Source organism: Massilia arenae, assembly GCF_008014745.1.
Lineage (GTDB): Bacteria > Pseudomonadota > Gammaproteobacteria > Burkholderiales > Burkholderiaceae_D > Telluria > Telluria arenae.
This window is the reverse complement of sequence record NZ_VPFD01000030.1, coordinates 26,113-43,214: the sequence shown is the minus strand read 5'-3', so window position 1 is coordinate 43,214 and position 17,102 is coordinate 26,113. Positions and strand designations below refer to the sequence as shown.

20 protein-coding genes are annotated in these 17,102 nt (G+C 63.0%); 13 read left to right on the top strand and 7 right to left on the bottom strand.

The features are described 5' to 3' along the window. Window positions 1-53 precede the first annotated feature (53 nt). Entirely contained in the window at window positions 54-1,205 is a 1,152-nt protein-coding gene (locus FVD38_RS22205; protein ID WP_229493910.1) for a PQQ-dependent sugar dehydrogenase, read from the bottom strand. Window positions 1,206-1,364: 159 nt separating this feature from the next. Between FVD38_RS22205 and mepK the strand changes: the two genes are divergently transcribed. The 10 genes from mepK to FVD38_RS22155 all read left to right on the top strand — a co-directional run bounded on the left by mepK (window position 1,365) and on the right by FVD38_RS22155 (window position 8,639). Further along, window positions 1,365-1,919: a peptidoglycan L,D-endopeptidase MepK gene (mepK, locus tag FVD38_RS22200; RefSeq protein WP_123068570.1), complete on the top strand. Its 555-nt coding sequence runs from the start codon at window positions 1,365-1,367 to the stop codon at window positions 1,917-1,919. Between the two features lie 58 nt (window positions 1,920-1,977). After that, complete coding sequence (locus FVD38_RS22195) at window positions 1,978-2,745, top strand: hypothetical protein (protein ID WP_229493908.1); 768 nt, start codon at window positions 1,978-1,980, stop codon at window positions 2,743-2,745. Next, window positions 2,742-3,041, top strand: a complete 300-nt coding sequence (locus FVD38_RS22190; RefSeq protein ID WP_147936791.1) for a hypothetical protein — start codon at window positions 2,742-2,744, stop codon at window positions 3,039-3,041. Before FVD38_RS22195 ends, FVD38_RS22190 begins: the two co-directional genes overlap by 4 nt. A 119-nt stretch (window positions 3,042-3,160) precedes the next feature. Next, complete coding sequence (locus FVD38_RS22185) at window positions 3,161-3,673, top strand: ferritin-like domain-containing protein (protein WP_123068573.1); 513 nt, start codon at window positions 3,161-3,163, stop codon at window positions 3,671-3,673. A 189-nt stretch (window positions 3,674-3,862) separates the two neighbouring features. Next, window positions 3,863-4,309: an SRPBCC family protein gene (locus FVD38_RS22180; RefSeq protein ID WP_147936790.1), complete on the top strand. Its 447-nt coding sequence runs from the start codon at window positions 3,863-3,865 to the stop codon at window positions 4,307-4,309. A gap of 16 nt (window positions 4,310-4,325) precedes the next feature. Next, on the top strand, window positions 4,326-5,792 hold the full coding sequence (locus tag FVD38_RS22175) for a PQQ-dependent sugar dehydrogenase (protein WP_147936789.1): 1,467 nt from the start codon (window positions 4,326-4,328) through the stop codon (window positions 5,790-5,792). A gap of 15 nt (window positions 5,793-5,807) precedes the next feature. Next, window positions 5,808-6,251 carry a thioesterase family protein gene (locus FVD38_RS22170; RefSeq protein WP_123068576.1) on the top strand — a complete coding sequence of 148 codons (444 nt, stop codon included), beginning with the start codon at window positions 5,808-5,810 and terminating at the stop codon, window positions 6,249-6,251. 117 nt (window positions 6,252-6,368) lie between these two features. After that, entirely contained in the window at window positions 6,369-6,974 is a 606-nt protein-coding gene (locus FVD38_RS22165) for an RNA polymerase sigma factor (protein WP_147936788.1), read from the top strand. Beyond that, window positions 6,971-7,489, top strand: a complete 519-nt coding sequence (locus tag FVD38_RS22160; RefSeq protein WP_229493907.1) for a hypothetical protein — start codon at window positions 6,971-6,973, stop codon at window positions 7,487-7,489. Before FVD38_RS22165 ends, FVD38_RS22160 begins: the two co-directional genes overlap by 4 nt. Window positions 7,490-7,511: 22 nt before the next feature. Further along, entirely contained in the window at window positions 7,512-8,639 is a 1,128-nt protein-coding gene (locus FVD38_RS22155) for a hypothetical protein (protein ID WP_147936787.1), read from the top strand. Between the two features lie 69 nt (window positions 8,640-8,708). Here the strand turns inward: FVD38_RS22155 and FVD38_RS22150 are convergent, their stop codons facing one another. Next, on the bottom strand, window positions 8,709-9,203 hold the full coding sequence (locus FVD38_RS22150; protein ID WP_147936786.1) for a DUF3016 domain-containing protein: 495 nt from the start codon (window positions 9,201-9,203) through the stop codon (window positions 8,709-8,711). Between the two features lie 162 nt (window positions 9,204-9,365). On the opposite strand from FVD38_RS22150, the gene FVD38_RS22145 reads away from it, so the two are divergent. Then, window positions 9,366-10,103 (top strand): DNA-formamidopyrimidine glycosylase family protein, encoded by a 738-nt coding sequence (locus FVD38_RS22145; protein ID WP_147936785.1) that lies wholly within the window; start codon window positions 9,366-9,368, stop codon window positions 10,101-10,103. Window positions 10,104-10,295: 192 nt separating this feature from the next. Continuing rightward, window positions 10,296-11,801 carry a DUF3369 domain-containing protein gene (locus FVD38_RS22140; RefSeq protein ID WP_147936784.1) on the top strand — a complete coding sequence of 502 codons (1,506 nt, stop codon included), beginning with the start codon at window positions 10,296-10,298 and terminating at the stop codon, window positions 11,799-11,801. A gap of 18 nt (window positions 11,802-11,819) precedes the next feature. Here FVD38_RS22140 and FVD38_RS22135 read toward each other — a convergent pair whose 3' ends face one another. From FVD38_RS22135 to FVD38_RS22120, 4 genes are all read right to left on the bottom strand, one after another. Further along, on the bottom strand, window positions 11,820-12,002 hold the full coding sequence (locus FVD38_RS22135; protein ID WP_147936783.1) for a hypothetical protein: 183 nt from the start codon (window positions 12,000-12,002) through the stop codon (window positions 11,820-11,822). Further along, window positions 11,999-12,478 carry a hypothetical protein gene (locus tag FVD38_RS22130; RefSeq protein ID WP_147936782.1) on the bottom strand — a complete coding sequence of 160 codons (480 nt, stop codon included), beginning with the start codon at window positions 12,476-12,478 and terminating at the stop codon, window positions 11,999-12,001. The genes FVD38_RS22135 and FVD38_RS22130 overlap by 4 nt, the downstream gene beginning before the upstream one ends. A 172-nt stretch (window positions 12,479-12,650) precedes the next feature. Beyond that, window positions 12,651-14,600 (bottom strand): GAF domain-containing sensor histidine kinase, encoded by a 1,950-nt coding sequence (locus tag FVD38_RS22125; protein WP_147936781.1) that lies wholly within the window; start codon window positions 14,598-14,600, stop codon window positions 12,651-12,653. 89 nt (window positions 14,601-14,689) lie between these two features. Continuing rightward, window positions 14,690-15,193 (bottom strand): hypothetical protein, encoded by a 504-nt coding sequence (locus FVD38_RS22120; protein ID WP_147936780.1) that lies wholly within the window; start codon window positions 15,191-15,193, stop codon window positions 14,690-14,692. A gap of 563 nt (window positions 15,194-15,756) precedes the next feature. Here FVD38_RS22120 and FVD38_RS22115 point away from each other — a divergent pair. After that, a complete protein-coding gene (locus FVD38_RS22115) occupies window positions 15,757-16,128 on the top strand; it encodes a hypothetical protein (protein WP_147936779.1) in 372 nt (123 codons plus the stop codon). A gap of 46 nt (window positions 16,129-16,174) precedes the next feature. Here the strand turns inward: FVD38_RS22115 and queC are convergent, their stop codons facing one another. Then, entirely contained in the window at window positions 16,175-16,891 is a 717-nt protein-coding gene (gene queC, locus FVD38_RS22110) for a 7-cyano-7-deazaguanine synthase QueC (protein ID WP_123068585.1), read from the bottom strand. Between the last annotated feature and the right edge of the window lie 211 nt (window positions 16,892-17,102).

Sequence of the window (17,102 nt, the reverse complement as noted above, 5' to 3'; positions counted from 1 at the left end):
AAACAAAAACATGTGTGCATACGCCAGTCTGGCGTCACTTCATGCGCCGCGCATTACTTGGGAACGATCCGCAGCAGGCTGCCCTTGGCTTCATCGGTCAGTACGTACAGCTCGCCGTCCGGACCCTGGCGCACGTCGCGCACGCGCTTGCCGACTGGCAGCAGTTCCTGGGCCGTCACCTTGCCCTGGGCGTCGAGTTGCACGCGGCGCACGTCCTGGCCGGCCAGGCTGCCACTGAACAGGCTGCCCTGCCATTGCGGGAAGGCTTTACCCGTATAGAACGCCAGGCCCGACGGCGCCGGCGACGGCGTCCACACGACGATCGGCTGCACCGTGCCCGGCACCACCTTCATGCCGATCGGCTCGCGCGTGCCGTAGTCCAGCGTATAGCTTTGCAACGGCCAGCCATAGTTGTTGCCGGCCTCGATCACATTGATCTCGTCGCCGCCGCGCGAGCCGTGCTCGTTGGCGTAGACGCGGCCGCTCTTCGGATCGCGCGCCAGGCCCTGCACGTTGCGGTGGCCGTAGCTGTAGATCTCGGGGCGGGCGTTGTCCTTGCCCGCGAATGCGCCCTTGCCGACCGGCTGGCCGGCGTCCGTCAGGTGCAGGATCTTTCCGGTGTGCGAAGCCAGGCTCTGGGCCTGGTCGCGCGCCAGCATATTGCCGATGCGCTGAGGCGTATTGCCGCCGTCGCCAATGCTCATCAGGATGGTGTTATCGGGCAGGAACAACAGGCGCGAGCCGAAATGCTGGCCACCATTCTTGGCGAGGTTAACCGCGAAGATCTGCTTGATGCCGGTCACGCGCTTGCCGTCGAACACGCCCTGCACCAGCACGGTCCGGTTCTCGTCGTCGGTGCCGCTGGACATCGTCAGGTAGATGCGCGGATTGGTTTTATCGGCGGGATGGACCGCGATGTCGAGCAAGCCGCCCTGGCCGCTGGCGTACAGGTTCGGCAAACCGTCGAGAGGAATTTGCTCGAAGCTCTTGCCGTTCAAGACATGCAGCGTGCCCTGCTTGCCGGTGACCAGCATGCGGCCATCCGGCAGCCAGGCCATGCCCCAGGGTTGCGGCGCGCCGGTGGCGACCGTTTCGAGCTTCCAGCCCTTGGCGAGCGGCGGCTTGTCGACCGGCGTTACCTCTTGCGCCACGGCGGCCACACCGACCGTTGCCAGTGTGGCGGCCAGAACCAGTTTTTTGCTCAAGAACTTCCTGACAATACTCGGCATGACTTCCTCTTTTAAAAAGCGTTAAACAGTTGACATCGTAGCTGATTGGCCTCAATTCGCGACATTTTATCTGCACGATTACGGCAATCGGCGTATCATTGATGGTTCACTGAACCAGCGTAAGGACTCCCTTCAATGATCCAGCGACGCTCCTTCCTCAAGAGCTCCCTCCTCCTCGCTTCATCCTCCCTCGCCCTTCCAACCCTTGCCAAGAATACATCACCTGACAGCAGTATCCTGTCCGGCGAGTGCTGCCTGCGTTTCTATAACACGCACACCGGCGAGAAGCTGACGAGCACGTTCTGGGCCGAAGGCGAGTTCGATCAGGGTGCCCTGAAGGACATCAATAAAGTGCTGCGCGACCACCGCAGCAACAAGATTGCCGAGATCGATCCGCAACTGCTGCTGCTGCTCGGCCAGCTCAATGGCAAGCTCGACAATAGCAAGGAACTGCACATCATCTCGGGCTACCGCGCGCCGGAATCGAACGCCTTCCTGCGCAGCCACGGCAGCGGCGGCGTGGCCAAGCGCAGCCTGCACATGGACGGCAAGGCGATCGACATCCGCCTGCCGGGCACCGACCTGCGCAATCTGCAGAAAGCGGCGATGTCGCTCAAGGGCGGCGGCGTCGGCTATTACGCCAGCTCGCAGTTCGTCCACATGGATACCGGCCGCGTCCGGTATTGGTAAGACCTTGACGCGGCAGATCGTCCGCGTTGTTGCTTCGCTTGCCATGGGCTCCGTGCTCATGGCCGTTTCCCTCTGCCTGCCGGCCTCGGCCGCCGGCCAGAACACCGTCACCGTCAAGTCCACCCGCGACCCGGTCGACAAGTCCTACCGCAAGATGATCCGCGGCATGGAACGCTTCGAGCGCGAACGCGCCTTCGCCCCCAACGCCACCCTACGCTTCCAGTTGCTGCCACGCCTGCCATCGACGGACATGCGCGGCATCACATTGCGCATCGCCGGCGACACCGTGTCGGTGCCGGTGCCTGTCGACGAGAACAATTTCTTCGTCCTGCCGCGTCATGCGAAAGCCCTGCAGGAAGACGCCGCCGTGCTCGCCAGCCGCAAGACCGCCAGCATGACCTGGCGCGCGCGGATCGAGACTTCCGGCTTGCCTGCCGGCACGCGGCGCCTGGGCGACCTGCGCCTGGAGTGCCGGGTCGGCAAGGAAGCCGGCCTGGTCTCGAACAGCTCGCCGCTGTTCGGCTGGATTTCGGATGCGCTGAACACGCCCGAGGGCGTGTGCACCAGCCCGGACGGCAACTACCTGTTCTTCGCCGAGCGGCCGATCTTCGCGGTCACGCTGCGCGCGGGAGAGCGGGTCGAAACATTGCCCTTCAATATGCTGTATGCCGGCGGCGAGCAGACGCCCGACATGCTGCCCTTCTGCGATTGCCAGGTGCTGCTCGACCGCACTTATTACGTGCCGCTGTGGGATGCGAGCTGGCCGGACGATACGCTGGTCGAGTTCGAATACATGGTCGACGCGCCGGCCGGGGTGACGCCATGAAGCTGCGTCTCTTGCTGTGCTTGGCACTGCTGGCGGGCTGCGCGACGCAAGCAGCGCCTCCAGGTTCCGTCGTCGCAGCCGAGCGGCTGTCGGCGAGCGTGGTGGCGGGACGCACCACGAAGGCGGAACTGCTGGCCGCCTTCGGCCCGACAAAAAGCGTGCGCTTCGACAGCGGCTACGAAACCTGGGTCTACCAGTCGCCGGCCGGTGGTGGGCAATTCTCCGAATTCGTCGTGCTGGTCGATCCTTCAGGCGTCGTCAGCAAGACGCGCGCACGCGCGCCATCAACACAGTGAACTGCCGGTGCGCCGGATTCATCGCCAGTGTGTAGCACCTAACAAACATGATTCCCTAACTCTGCGATGGTATTGGCAGGGCGAACTCCGCCACCTGTCCACACATTCACGGAGGAATCATGGCTACTACTGCAAACGACAATTTCAACGATTGGCTGCGCGATGCCCACGCAATGGAAAAGCAGGCCGAGCAGATGTTGACCGCGCAGGCCGAGCGTCTCGAACATTATCCTGAGCTGCGCGCGCGCATCGTCCAGCACATCGACGAGACCCGCTGGCAGCACAGCGTGCTCGACGAAATCCTGGCCCGCCGCGGCACCGACAATTCGGTCCTGAAGGACATCGGCGCCCGCCTGGTGGCCTTCGGCCAGGCCGTGGGCGGCATGGCGGCCAGCGACGAAGTCGTCAAGGGCGCCATGGCGGGTTACGTGTTCGAGAACGTCGAGATCGCGAGCTATACCGCACTGATCGCGGCGGCCAAATCGGTGGGCGATGCCGCGACCCAGGCCCAGCTGGAACAGATCCTGGAACAGGAAAAGGCGATGGCGGCCTGGCTGCTGGACCACCTGCCGCAGATCACCCAGGCATTCCTGGCGCGCTCGGCCACCCCGGGCGTCGAAGCGAAGAAGTAATCGCATAGGTCGCAAGCTGCCCATTTATTGGGCAGTGACAATGGTTTGGAATGGCGAGGTTTGCGCTGTTCCAAACCATTTGTCGTTTGGGGCATCAAAATTTTCGCGCCGGTGTCGAATCCGGGACTGTTGCTTCGTCGTAGTATGCAGAGGGACGTCCTCTGTTGCTGCCACAAAAGGAAACCAACCATGTCCACCAATACCGTCGAGCTGCACCGCGTATTCAAATCGACCCCGGAACGCCTGTTCCGCGCCTTCACCACTCCGGGCGCCTATGCAAAATGGCTGCCGCCCTATGGTTTCTTCGGCACCGTCCACGAGATGGATGGCCGGGTCGGCGGCCGCTACCGGATGTCCTTCACCAACCTCACGAACGGCCGCAGCGAGACCTTCGGCGGCGAATACCTGGAGCTGGAACCCGGCAAACGCGTGCGCTACACGGCCGAGTTCGACGACCCGCGAATGCCCGGCCAGATGCAGACCACGGTCGTGATGCGCGAAGTGTTGTGCGGAGTCGAAGTCCATATCAAACAGGAAGGCATTCCATCCCAGATCCCGGTCGAGCTGTGCTACCTGGGCTGGCAAGAGTCGCTCGAACAACTGGCGAAACTGGTCGAACCCGAGATCCGGGACTGAGCGCGCGGGGGCAGCCATGCGCATCGAGCACCTGCGGTACCGGCTGTTGCTGTTCGGCGCCATGCTGATCGGCATGGTCCTGCTTGCCTGCGGCGGCGGTGGAGGCAGCCCGGGCATCACCGGCGCGGTCCCGCCGCCGGCCAGCACCGGATCGCTGGCCGTCAGCGCCAGCGGCCTGCCTGCCGGCGTCAATGCCGCCCTGCGCGTCACCGGCCCCAACAACTACCTGCAAGACCTGACCCAGTCCCAAACCCTCGGCAACCTGGCGCCCGGCAGCTATAACGTGTCGGCCTCGCCGGTGACGAGCGGCGGCGTCACCTATCAGCCGGCGCCGGCCTCGCAAGCGGCGACCATCAGCGCGGGCGCCACCACGGCCGCCACGGTGAGCTATGGCAGCGGCCCGCTGACACTCTTCACGACCCGAGTCGTCGCCGGGCTCGACTATCCGACCTGGCTGACCGCCCCGCCTGGCGAGCGCCGCCTGTTCGTCACCGAACGGCCGGGCCGGGTGCGCATCGTCGAGAACGGCAGCACGCGCGACCAGCCCTACCTCGACATCGGCACGCGCGTGTCCACCGAAGGCGAAGGCGGCCTGCTGTCGCTCGCCTTCGATCCGCAGTTCGACCGCAACGGGTATTTCTACGTCTACTACACCGACTTGCAGCGCAATATCGTGGTCGAGCGCTTCAGCGCCGGCGCCACGGCGACGGCCGCCAATCCGACGTCTGGCCTGGTCATCCTGCGCATCTCGCATCCGACTTACCTGAACCATTTCGGCGGCCAGCTCGCCTTCGGCCCGGATGGCTACCTGTACCTGGGCACCGGCGACGGCGGCGGCGACGGCGACCCGCAAGGCAATGCGCGCAACCTGGCCAGCCTGCTCGGCAAGCTGCTGCGCATCGACGTTGCGGGCGCTACCGCGGCCCAGCCCTACGCGATCCCGACCGGCAATCCCTACCGCGACGCGGCCGGGCGCCGCCCCGAGATCTGGGCCGCCGGCCTGCGCAATCCGTGGCGCTTCGCTTTTGATGCCAGCCAGCTCTACCTGTCGGACCTCGGCCAGGACCGGCGCGAAGAAATCAATATCGTCGCCGTGGGCCAGGCCGGCCTGGACTACGGCTGGAACGTCATGGAGGGCATGCTGTGCTACGCCGCCGCGACCTGCGAGCGTGCCGGGCTCACCCTGCCCGTGTTCGAATACGACCATGGCGCGAACGACGTCAACGGCTGCTCGATCACCGGCGGTTTCGTGTACCGTGGGCGCGCCCTGCCCGAGCTGGCAGGCCGTTATTTTTATTCCGATTACTGCGGCGGCTACCTGAAAAGTTTCCTTGTCACGGGCACCAGCATCGTCGAACAGCGCGATTGGGAGATCGACGACATCGGCCCCGTCGTGTCCTTCGGCCAGGATGCTGAAGGCGAGCTGTACTTACTCACGAGTGGCGGGGCCATCCATAAAATTGGACGCGGCGCCACGCAATGAGTTTAGAATAAAGAGATGGCACGCTTACAACTCAATCTTCCCGAAGACCAGTTTTACTATTCGACGCAGCTGACGGTAAGGGTCACGGATATCAATGCCGCCAACCACCTGGGCAATGAATCGATGATCGCGATGATCTCCGAAGCCAGGGCGCGTTTCCTGTTCGAATTTGGCGTCGCCGAGACCGAGCGCGACGGCAATGGCATCATCGTCACCGACCTGGCCGCGACCTACCGCGCCGAAGCGTATGGACGCGATCAGTTGCTGTTCGAAGTCGGCGTCATGGATTTCAATAAATACGGCGGCGACCTGATCTTCCGCATCACCCGCCCACGCGACAAGACCCTCATCGCCATGGCCAAATCCGGCTTCGTCTTCTACAACTACAAGTCCAGCCAGGTTTGCTACATGCCGGAAGACTTCCGCAATAAATTCGAACGCGTGAACTGGATCGACTGAGTCGGCCAAACACAATGAGCACGCCCCGTCCCGGTTTCCGGCACGGGGCGTTTTTGTATCTGAAAAAAGTTGGAACTTTTTGAGGCCCCCGGCGGAATACAAGAAAAGAAGACTGCCATGACCTTGACGACAGAACAAACCGATACCGAACTGCTGCGCCAGGTCCACGCCGGACAGGCCGATGCATTTACGGCGCTGTACCGGCGGCACCAGGGGCCTTTATACCGCTATGCGCTGCTGCGCTGCGGCTCGGGCGAAGCGGCGGCCGACATCGTGCAGGAAGCCTTTATGGGCCTGCTGACGGGACGGCTCGGCTACGACCCGCTGCGTGGCCAGTTGCAGCACTTCCTGTTCGGCGTGGCGCGCAACCTCGCGCTCAAGCTGGACGAGACGCGCCAGCGCCATCCGCAGTTGCCCGAACCCTCGGACGATGACGGTGAGCTGGAGCTAGACACAGCCAGCGACGCCGCCGGACCGCTGGCGCGGCTCCTCGGAAACGAAATGGCGGAAGAAGTACGGCGAGGCCTATCGCTGCTGCCGCCGCACTACCGCGATCCGGTGATCCTGTACGAGCTGCACGACCTGTCGTACCAGGAAATCGCCACTGTCTGCCAGGTCGACATCGGCACCGTGCGCTCGCGGCTGGCGCGTGGCCGGGCGGCGCTGGCCAAGCGGCTGCACGCACTGCAAAGCGCACCGCCGCACGATGCGCACCTCGCATGAAGCCAAAGAAGCTGGAAGGAAGAATGATGAACGACTACAACGACAATCCCGACCCACGACTCGCCGCCGGCTTCGCCGCGTTGCGCGTTGAGCTGGCCGGACACGACGCGCCACCCTGCGTGGAAAAGGAGTTGATGCAGGCCTTCGCCCGCCAGTTCCCGAAAAAGCAGCCCTGGTACCGCAAGCTGTCGCTACCCCAATGGGGCACGGCCGGCGCCCTGGCGTCGATGTGTGGGGTGGCACTGCTGCTGGCGCTGTCGCCGCACCAGGCGATCACGGTCGGCGCGCCGGTGATCGGCTTTGACGACGGCGCCGCCTTCATCGCCCTCGAATCGCTGGAACGGATCGAGAGCGAGCCTTATACCCGCGTGGTCGAGGCCGAGCTGCCCCAGAGCGCGCTGGCGCCGCTAGGCATGCCGCTCAATCCGCAGACCGCGGGCCAGACGGTGCGCGCCGAAATGCTGGTGGCGCAGGACGGCCATCCCCTGGCGGTGCGCCTGAGCGCCGTCAACTGACACGATTCACTGTGAGGACTGTATGAATACCAGGAACATCCTGATCGCCACCCTGCTGGCAAGCGCCTTTGCCCCGGCCCTGGCCGAGGACTATACGATCGACCAGGGCAGCGACGGCGAACGCCGCATCGTGATCCGCCAGGGCACGGTGACCCTGCCGCCCGGCCAGCAGGCCGCGCAGCGCGCCGGCGACACCACCACCCTGACCGCATCGATGCTCAGGATCTCGAGCTCCGGCATCGTCAAGAACGCGCCCTACAGCGCCGAAGCGGTCTCGGAGAGCATGCAGCGGCTGGCGGACGGCAACCAGATCGTCAACACCTCGCGCTCGATGCAATATCGCGACGCCGCAGGCCGCACCCGCACCGAGGTGCAAGGCGAGGACGGCGAGGTGCGCACCGTCACCATCAGCGACCCGATCGAGGGCGCGCGCTGGATCCTGAACCCGCAGCGCAAGAGCGCCACCCGCCTCGACATGAAGTCCGAGCTGGCCCGAGCCGAAGCGGATGCGGCGCGCGCCGCGGCGACGCAGGCCCGGATCGCCGCGGCCCAGGCCCGCGCCCAGGCCGAAGGCGCGCGCGCCATCGCCGACCAGCAGCGGCGTGCGGCCGACCAGACGCGCGAGCGCATCGACCAGTTGCGCAGGGAAGGCAAGCTGCCGGAAGGAACACACGTCATCGTCAAGGACGTCCAGCGCGGCCTGGACGCGACCGAGGTGCGCGTGCGCGTCGCCCAGCCGGCCGCTGCAGCCATGCCGGCGGCGCGAGCGATGTCGGCCCAGATCGCGCCGATGATCATCGGTGCTGTCAACGATGGCAAGTGGTCGGCCAAGGCGGTCACGCGCGAACTGGGCGGACGCGATTTCTCGGGCGTGCGCGCCGAGGGCAACCAGCGCAGCTACACGATCCCGGCCGGCGAGATCGGCAACCGCGCGCCGATCGAGGTCAGCAGCGAGACCTGGTATTCGCCCGAGCTGCAGGTGACGGTGTACCACAAGCGCAGCGACCCGCGCAGCGGCGAGGTGGTGTACCGGCTCGACAAACTCAAGCGCGGCGAACCGCCTGCCGCCCTGTTCGGCGTCCCATCGGACTATACGGTGCGCGATCCGCTCAAGGTGAGCAGCACCAGGACGGGCGGCAAGGACGACTAGCGTAAAACGGCGCCCTGCGGGCGCCGATGAAACGTCGGATGCGCCATCGCATCCATTGGATGCGAACGCTCAACTACCCCGCTTCTTGGCCAGGATGGTCTTGTCGAACCACTCATCGATCATGCGCTTCTCGGCGCGCAGGCTGTCGCTGTCCGACATGCGGTTGATGCGCTGCATATAGTTCATGTCGGCCAGCCGTGCGTCGCCGCCCTTGAGCACCTGCCCGTTCTGGGTCAGCGAATAACGCAGGTTGATGATCGGCCAGTCCGCCGTGCCTTTCAGGATGCGCAGCTCGCGGCCGCCGCGGAAGTTCGGGTATTCGCGGCCTGCCAGGTCGATGTCAGTGACGTCGATCGTCAAGTCCTGGCCTTCCGGCAGCTGGGCGCCCAGCTTGGTGAAATAGTCGCTCAAATCCTTGAGCACCTGCTCGCGTTCCCACGGCGCGAAAGGCAGGTCGGCAAACTTGTCGGATTCGATGTAATTCACGGTGACGCCGGCCGACGCGGCGCCGGCTGTCAGTGCGAACAGGCCCGCGAAGGCCGTTTTCATCAGTAATGATTTCATCGCTAGCTCCTTGGATTGCTTTTATCGTTCGTATTCCATTGAAATATACGCCGCTTCATGCAGCCGTGCTCGTCTCGAATCGTCGTAGTTTGTATCCAAATGTTAGGCCCCGCACATGAGCAATAGATGGTGCAAGCTGAGAATGGCAAAAGGGAGAATGCCATGCCAGAAGGTCCATCGCTCGTCATCCTGAAGGAACAATCGGCCCGTTTCGTGGGCCAGGACATCGTGCGCGCCGGCGGCAACGTCCGCGCCGTCGACCCGGGGCGGCTGGTGGGCCAGCGCATCGTCGGCCTGCATACCTGGGGCAAGCATTTCCTGATCGAGACGCCCGAGCTCATCCTGCGCATCCATTTTTTGCTGTTCGGTACCTACCGCATCGACGAGCGGCGCGACAAGGAGCCGAGATTGTCGATCGAGACGAAAGACGGCGGCGAAATGAATTTCTACGCCTGCGCGGTTCGCGAGATCGACCGCGCGACCTTCGAGGCCTACGATTTCAGCGCCGACGTCATGTCGGACAGCTGGGATCCGAAACAGGCGCGCAAGAAGTTGCGCGCGCAGCCTGAGCTGCTGGCCTGCGACGCCCTGCTCGACCAGGATATTTTTTCGGGCGTCGGCAACATCATCAAGAACGAGGTGCTGTTTCGCATCCGCGTCCACCCGCTATCGACCATGGGGGCGCTGCCGGCGCCTAAGCTGCGGGCCCTCATCGACGAGGCGCGCCAATACAGTTTCGATTTCCTCGGCTGGAAAAAAGCGTTCGTGCTCAAGCAGAACTGGCTGGCCCATGCCAAGAAGATCTGCCCACGCTGCGATATTCCTTTCAAAAAAGCCAATCTCGGCAATACACAACGGCGCGCCTTTTATTGCGAACGTTGTCAAAAACTCTATGCCTGAAACATGCTGTCTACTGCCTGCAACAGACCTCTCACTTTCGGCAGAGTAGCTGTTACATTGTCACCGCACAATTTCAACATTGCCTGTTGTTAAGGGTCATGGGTCGTACTACAATCGACTTGACTCTGGGCTACATTTACGTTCAGAAATTGCATGTCCAGACAATTTTTCCCAACGATATCGGATTCGTCTATGTCCTTCCTGTCTTCCGCTGCGCCCAAGCTCGCACCCTGGAAAGTATTGCTGGTCGATGACGAACCCGACATCCACGACATTACCAAGCTGACCCTGGCGCGCTTCCGCCTCGACGGCCGTGCGCTATCCTTCGTGCATGCCTACAGCGGCGCCGAGGCGAAGGAAGTGCTGGCACGCGAAAAAGACATCGCGCTGGTCTTCCTCGACGTGGTGATGGAGCGCGAAGACAGCGGCCTGGAAGTGGCGCGCTGGATGCGCCAGGAGCTCGACAATCAATTTACCCGCATCGTGCTGCGCACCGGCCAGCCAGGCCAGGCGCCTGAGGAACGCGTGATCGTCGATTACGACATCAACGACTACAAGGAAAAGACCGAGCTCGATCGCACCAAGCTGTTCACCACCACCTTCGCCGCCCTGCGCGCCTACCGCGACATCATGAAGGTCGAGGAAGCGCGCCGCGTGCAGCAGACCTACCGCGAAGGCCTGGAACGGGTGATCGCGGCCTCGGCCCACATCTTTCAGCAACGCAACCTGAAGGACTTCGCCAACGGCCTGCTGCAGCAGGTGGTGGCCCTGCTGCGCCTTGAACAGAGCATGCTGCTGCGCCTGAAGGCGGCCAGCGTGATCACCGGCACCAGCCAGTACGAGGTGCTGGCCCAGATCGGCGAGATGGGCGAGGAAGAGATCGGCCCGGAGTTGCTCAGCCAACTGGACGACGCGCGCCACAACCGCATCTCACGCCTGCACGGCGACACCTATGTCGGCTACTTCCCGAACAATAGCGGCAAGGCCTCGCTGCTGGTGCTCAAGGGCGTGGACGAGATCTCGGACATCGACGCCCAGCTGCTGGAAGTGTTCTGCTCGGGCGTGGCGATCGCCTTCGACAACATCCTTCTCAATCAGGAAATCACCGATACCCAGGCCGAACTGATCCTGCGCCTGGGCGACGTGGTCGAATCGCGTTCGCACGAGGCCGGCAACCACGTGCGCCGCATGTCCCAGGTCTGCCACATGCTGGCCCAGGCCGCGGGCATGCCGGAAGACGAAACGGCGGTCTTGATGCACGCCGCGCCGATGCACGACGTGGGCAAGATCGCGACGCCGGACGCGGTGCTGCTCAAGCCGGGCAAGCTCACCGAAGAAGAGTGGGAAATCATGAAGCAGCACCCGACCATCGGGCTGCAGATCCTGGACGGCTCGCAGCGCCCGATCCTGAAGGCAGCAGCGGTGATCGCCCACCAGCACCACGAGAAATTCGACGGCAGCGGCTATCCGCAGGGGCTACGCGGCGAGGACATCCACCCGTATGCGCGCATCGTGGCGGTGGCCGACGTGTTCGACGCGCTGAGCCACAAGCGCTGCTACAAGGATGCGTGGCCGCCGGCGAAGGTGACCGAGCACCTGCGCGAAGTGGCGGGGCATCATCTGGATCCGAAGTATGTCGATCTGCTGATCAAGAATATGGATAAGGCGCTGGCGATCAATGAGAAGTGGCCGGATTGATAGGAGACGGCCAACTAGCTAACGCTTCCGCTTGAACTTGTTGAACGATAAGGCTGTGACGATTGAAACAATGACGAAGGCATTCACAATAATATTGCCAGCCTTCTCTACGTACATAGTTGGCTCAACCAATAAAATGGCTATGTAGGTCAGTACTGCAGCCAAAAAGCCTACACCCAACGAGACCAGTGTGCGTTTCATGGTGCGAACTTCTCCGCGTTTGGACAGTTAAAGTACAGTCCCGCCCTGCTCCCTCCAGCTTGCACGATCTGCTCTACCAATGTAGCGCAGTTATTAGGCAGCATCAGCCACAGCCATTGTCTGGAGACCGTGTCGAGCAGTTTTCGATGTGCTCCAAAAATATCCAGAATATGCACCATCGTGCGACGGATTTCACGTTTTTCATTTTCTTTTAGATAATGCTGATAGCCTTCCTTGCGCATGAATCGAGGCCTGTCATGCAGGCCGGCTACATGGAAGAACCAGCCAGGGCCGACGTGTAGCAGCGCGTGACCACACATATTCCAGCCATCGCCGGACACAATGACCGCCTGGGTATGCTTGAAATCGTCCGGCCGGATCACGCAATGAAGCATGACGTCTCCGATATATGGACCGGTGTCGGGCTTAGGTTTGTTCCCCTGCGCCTGTACAGCACTGTTCGTTGCTCTGCCCACTTATTGCTCCTCAGATTGACCCAAGGAGATTTTCGTTCGCGTACTACAGCTCGGATTTGCTAAAGAACAGTAGTGGGATCGATGGTGATCAGAAAAGGTTGAGGGTGCCGATACTCGCTACGGCTCGTCCTACCTGCACGGGCCAATACGCTGCTACGGCACGGGATTATTTTTATCGCTCGCTCTTGCGCTGCGACTGCGGAAACCGCAAGTGGTACCGAAGTCCTTCACCCGGAGCACTCTCCACCCGCACCGTCCCACCGAGCGCCCCCGTCACCAGGTTGTACAGGATATGCGCCCCCAACCCGCTCCCCCCCGTCCCCCGCTTGGTGGTAAAGAACGGATCGAACAGCTTGTCCAGCGTGTCCTTGTCCATCCCCGCCCCATCGTCGGCATAGTCGAGCACCACCCAGCCATCTTCTTCGACCGCCGCCCGCACCGTGATATTGCCCGGCTGATCACGCTCAAACCCGTGCACCAGCGAGTTCATCACCATATTGGTCACGATCTGCGACACCGCCCCCGGATAACTGTCCAGCACCAGATCCTTCGGACAATCGACGTCCACCTTGACCGGCCGCCCCTTCAGCTTCGGCTGCAATGACAGCAGCACTTCCCTCAGATAAGCATCGAGATTGAAGCTGCGGATATCGCCCGACGACTGATCCACCGCTACCTGCTTGAAGCTGCGCACAAGCGCCGCCGCGCGCTGGGTATTGGTGGTCATGATGCGCAGCGACTGGTCGACCACGTCGAAAAAGGTGGCCAGGCTTTCTTCCGTCATCTCCCCCGCCGCCAGTTCCTCGCGCGTGAGCTTGAGTTCCTGCACCAGGTGACTGGTCGCCGTCACACAAATGCCCAACGGGGTATTAATCTCATGCGCCACGCCCGCCACCAGCCGTCCCAGCGACGCCAGCTTCTCCTGGCGCACCAGTTCCGACTGCGCTTCCTGCAGCGCATGCAGGGCATCGTTCAGCGCCGCATTCTGCTGCTCGAGTTCCTGCTTGGCCTTGCGGATCCTGCGGTCGGCCTGCATGCGCGCGATCGCCACCGCCACGTGGCTCGCCATAAAGGCCAGCAAGTCCAGGTCGGCCTTGGTATACACGATCGCCGGGTCGTAGCTCTGCACCACCAGCACGCCATACGGCTTTTCGTGGACCAGCATCGGCGCCCCCATCCAGCTCGCGATTTCCGTACTGCCGAGAGGCTCGGCGACGATGCCGTTGGCCACCAGTTGACGGAAGCTGCCCAGGTCGTGCAGCTGCGCCTGCTTGCTCGACAAGACGTAGGAGCACATGGCCTTGCCGAACGGGAAGCGCTGCAACGGCGGCGCGCTGTCCTTCTGGTCGACGAAATACGGGATGCTGATCTCTTGCGTATCCGGGTGGTAGAGCGCGATCAAAAAGTTGTCGGCCACCATCAGCTCGCCGATGATCCCGTGCAGGCTGGCGCTCAGGGCGTCGGTGTCGAGCGCCTGGGCCGACAGGTCGGCGATCTGGTACAGCGCGTGCTGCACCTTCTCGGCGCGGCCGCGCTCGGCCACCTCGTGCGCGAGGGCCGCGGTACGCTCCTGCACCGCGCGCTCCAGCCGGTCCATGCTCTGCAAGCCCTGCAGCGCGTTGGACACGTGGTTGGCAATCAGGGCGAACAGCGCCTGGTCTTCCGCGCTATAGGTCTCATCGGGGGAATAGCTCTGGATGACGATCGCCCCCAGCGCCTGGTGATTCTGGTCCAGCAGCGGGCAAGCGACGAAGTGTTCCGGCACGCTGCCATCGCCCCAGCGCCCGCTATTGCGCAGGCGTTCGTGGAAATCGGCCGCCGTCAGCACCAGCGTCTGGCGGTTGAGCAGCACCCAGGCGGTCGGCGATTGCTCGGGCGAGGCCAGGGTGATCCGTTCGTTGGGATCGCGGGTACCGTCAGCCTCGTCGACGAAATAAGGGAAGCGCACCGTACCGTCCTCGCGGTCGGCCAGTGCGACGTAGAAATTGGCCGCATACATGATGCGGCCCAGCGCCCGGTGCACGGCCTCGATGAAGGCGGTGATGTCGCTGCAGCTGGTCGATAATTGCCCGATCTCGAGCAGCATCGATTGGACCGCTTCCAGCCGGTCAAGACGTTCCATGCTTCCCCCACGTAATCAGAAAATGCGTAGAGGAAATAGTAGCAGCTTGCCGCCCGCCGCAGCGGTCTACGGCGCGTAAATGTGGCTTTTCAGCGCGGCGCGCGGAAATCGTTCTCGATCCAGGCCAGGGCCGAAGCCTGGGTCAGCTTGAAGGTCGGGGCCACCCGCACCTTCGCCACCTGCTCGCCCATCTCGTCCGTCGCGGCCAGCATGGCATAAGGGTCGTCGTCGTCCGGCACGATGTCGAGCGTCACTTTCAGCTCGCCCTCGCCGGTCGATACGAACAGGTTCTTGTGCAGGATCGCGTGCATGTGCTGCTCGTGGCGGCGGATCACCTCGGACGCGGTCTTGATCAGCGTATTGAAGGCATTCACATCGAGCGGCTTCGGGTTCTTCTTGTCGCGGCCCATGGTCCACGGGCCGACCAGCGCCGGTTCCGGCTCGCCGTCCTTGTACATGGCCACCGCCCAGCCTTCGTCATCGTCGTTCTTGATCACGCGCGCGGTCCAGCCATTGCCCTGCCACAGGCGGGGTTCCTGCACCGGACCGGTGTCCTGCTCTTCTTCGTTGTGATCGTGGGTCTGGTCGTTCATCTGCTTCCTTCGGCGGGCTCGCGCCCAAAACCACGATCATAGAGGAAACCAGACCCATGAAAAAGCCCGCACGTGCAGCCAGTGCGGGCCTTTTGACGGTGACTCGACAATATCAGGCCGGACAGTCGTCGACGATGCGCGGACAGCGCCAGTCAGGACCTGGCGGCGGCACGATCGGCGGACCCACGGGGATAGGCCGCGGGTCGCCATTTGGCGCCGGCGTATGCCGGTTGAACGGGTTGATGATGATAGGCGGTATCGCGGGCGGCGCCGATGGCGGATTCTTGGCGCCGCCGCCGGCGTGGGCTAGGCCGCCCCGGATTCCATGAAATACAGCGTACATAGGCTCCCCCTGTAACAGAGAGAATCAGTATAGGAAACGCGGCAGGCATTACAAGCAAAAAATTGCCGACAGTTCTGTCCGGCCCCGGCTATGCACGTTTCGTCCCGCAAAACGTGCGGCCTGTCGCACACCGGTGGCCGCGCCGCGCGTGGAGGCATACAGTTCGAGCATGCAAGAGCAAAACGCTGAACCGACTACTACCCCAACTGCGAGGACCGCCATGAAAAAATACGCCCCCTACATCATCCTGTTCCTGTTCGCCGCGCTGCTGTTCAACAGCTGGGGCAATGACATGACGATGAACTTCGACGGCGACGAGATCGACGGCCCGCTAGGCTGGATGCTGGCCACCCTGTTCGCGGGCGGCGGCGCCTTGCTGGCACTGTTCATCACCATCATGGTGGGCGTGCTGCTGGCGGTGGTGTTCGCCGGCGTCGGCGTGATGTTGCTGGGCTCGCTGGGCATCGGCGCCATCGTCCTGGCCCTGGCCATCTCGCCGCTGCTGCTGCCGCTGGTGATTCCGGTGGCCCTGGTCTGGTACCTGGTGAGCCGTCCACGCAAGGTCAACCTGGAAAAAACCGCCAGCGCCTGAACGCCGTCACGATTTCCTCTGTTGGCCGGGCTTGTCCCGGCCTTTTTTATGCCTGCTTGCGCGCCACGTACTGCTCGTAGCCGCGCGCGCGCAGGGCGCAGGCCGGGCAGGTGCCGCAGCCATGGCCCCAGGGATGCGCGTCGCCGCGCTCGCCCAGGTAGCAGGTGTGGGTGTCAAAGCGGATCAGGTCCACCAGGGTGTCGCCACCCTCCTGCTGCGCCAATTCCCAGGTCTGCGCCTTGTCGATCCACATCAGCGGGGTCTCGACCTTCAGGCGCGTCGCCATGCCCAGGTTGAGCGCCACCTGCAGCGCCTTCATGGTGTCGTCGCGGCAGTCCGGATAGCCCGAGAAGTCGGTTTCGCACATGCCGCCCACCAGCACGTTCAGGCCGCGCCGGTAGGCCACCGTGGCCGCCACCGTCATGAACATCAGGTTGCGGCCAGGCACGAAGGTGTTCGGCAAGCCGTTTTCCTGCATGGCGATCTCAACATTGCTGGTCAAAGCCGTGTCAGAGATTTTCGAGATCAGGGACAGGTCGATCATGTGATCGTCGCCCAGGCGCGCATCCCAGCCCGGATTGAGCGCGCGCAGCTTCGACAACAAGGTTGGGCGCACCTCCAGTTCGATCGCGTGGCGCTGGCCATAATCGAAACCGATCGTCTCGACCCGGGCATAGCGCTGCAGCGCCCAGGCGAGGCAGGTGGTGGAGTCTTGGCCGCCGCTGAACAGGACGAGCGCGGTGTCGGGAGATTGAATAGTCATGGTGTAAGAGAAGGTTCGCCGCTACAAACGGCGAATTTTGTCACAAATCCCAAACACCGTGTGCTGATGCTGTCCAGAGGCGCACGCGCAACATTTCGTGTCCGCCATCGACTTTGCCAATCAGTTAAGATGCAACAGAGTATGTTTAGTGGAGTGCCAAGTTGTTACCTCGATCGATTCCCCGCCTGCGTCCCCTTCCCCATCCGATGCG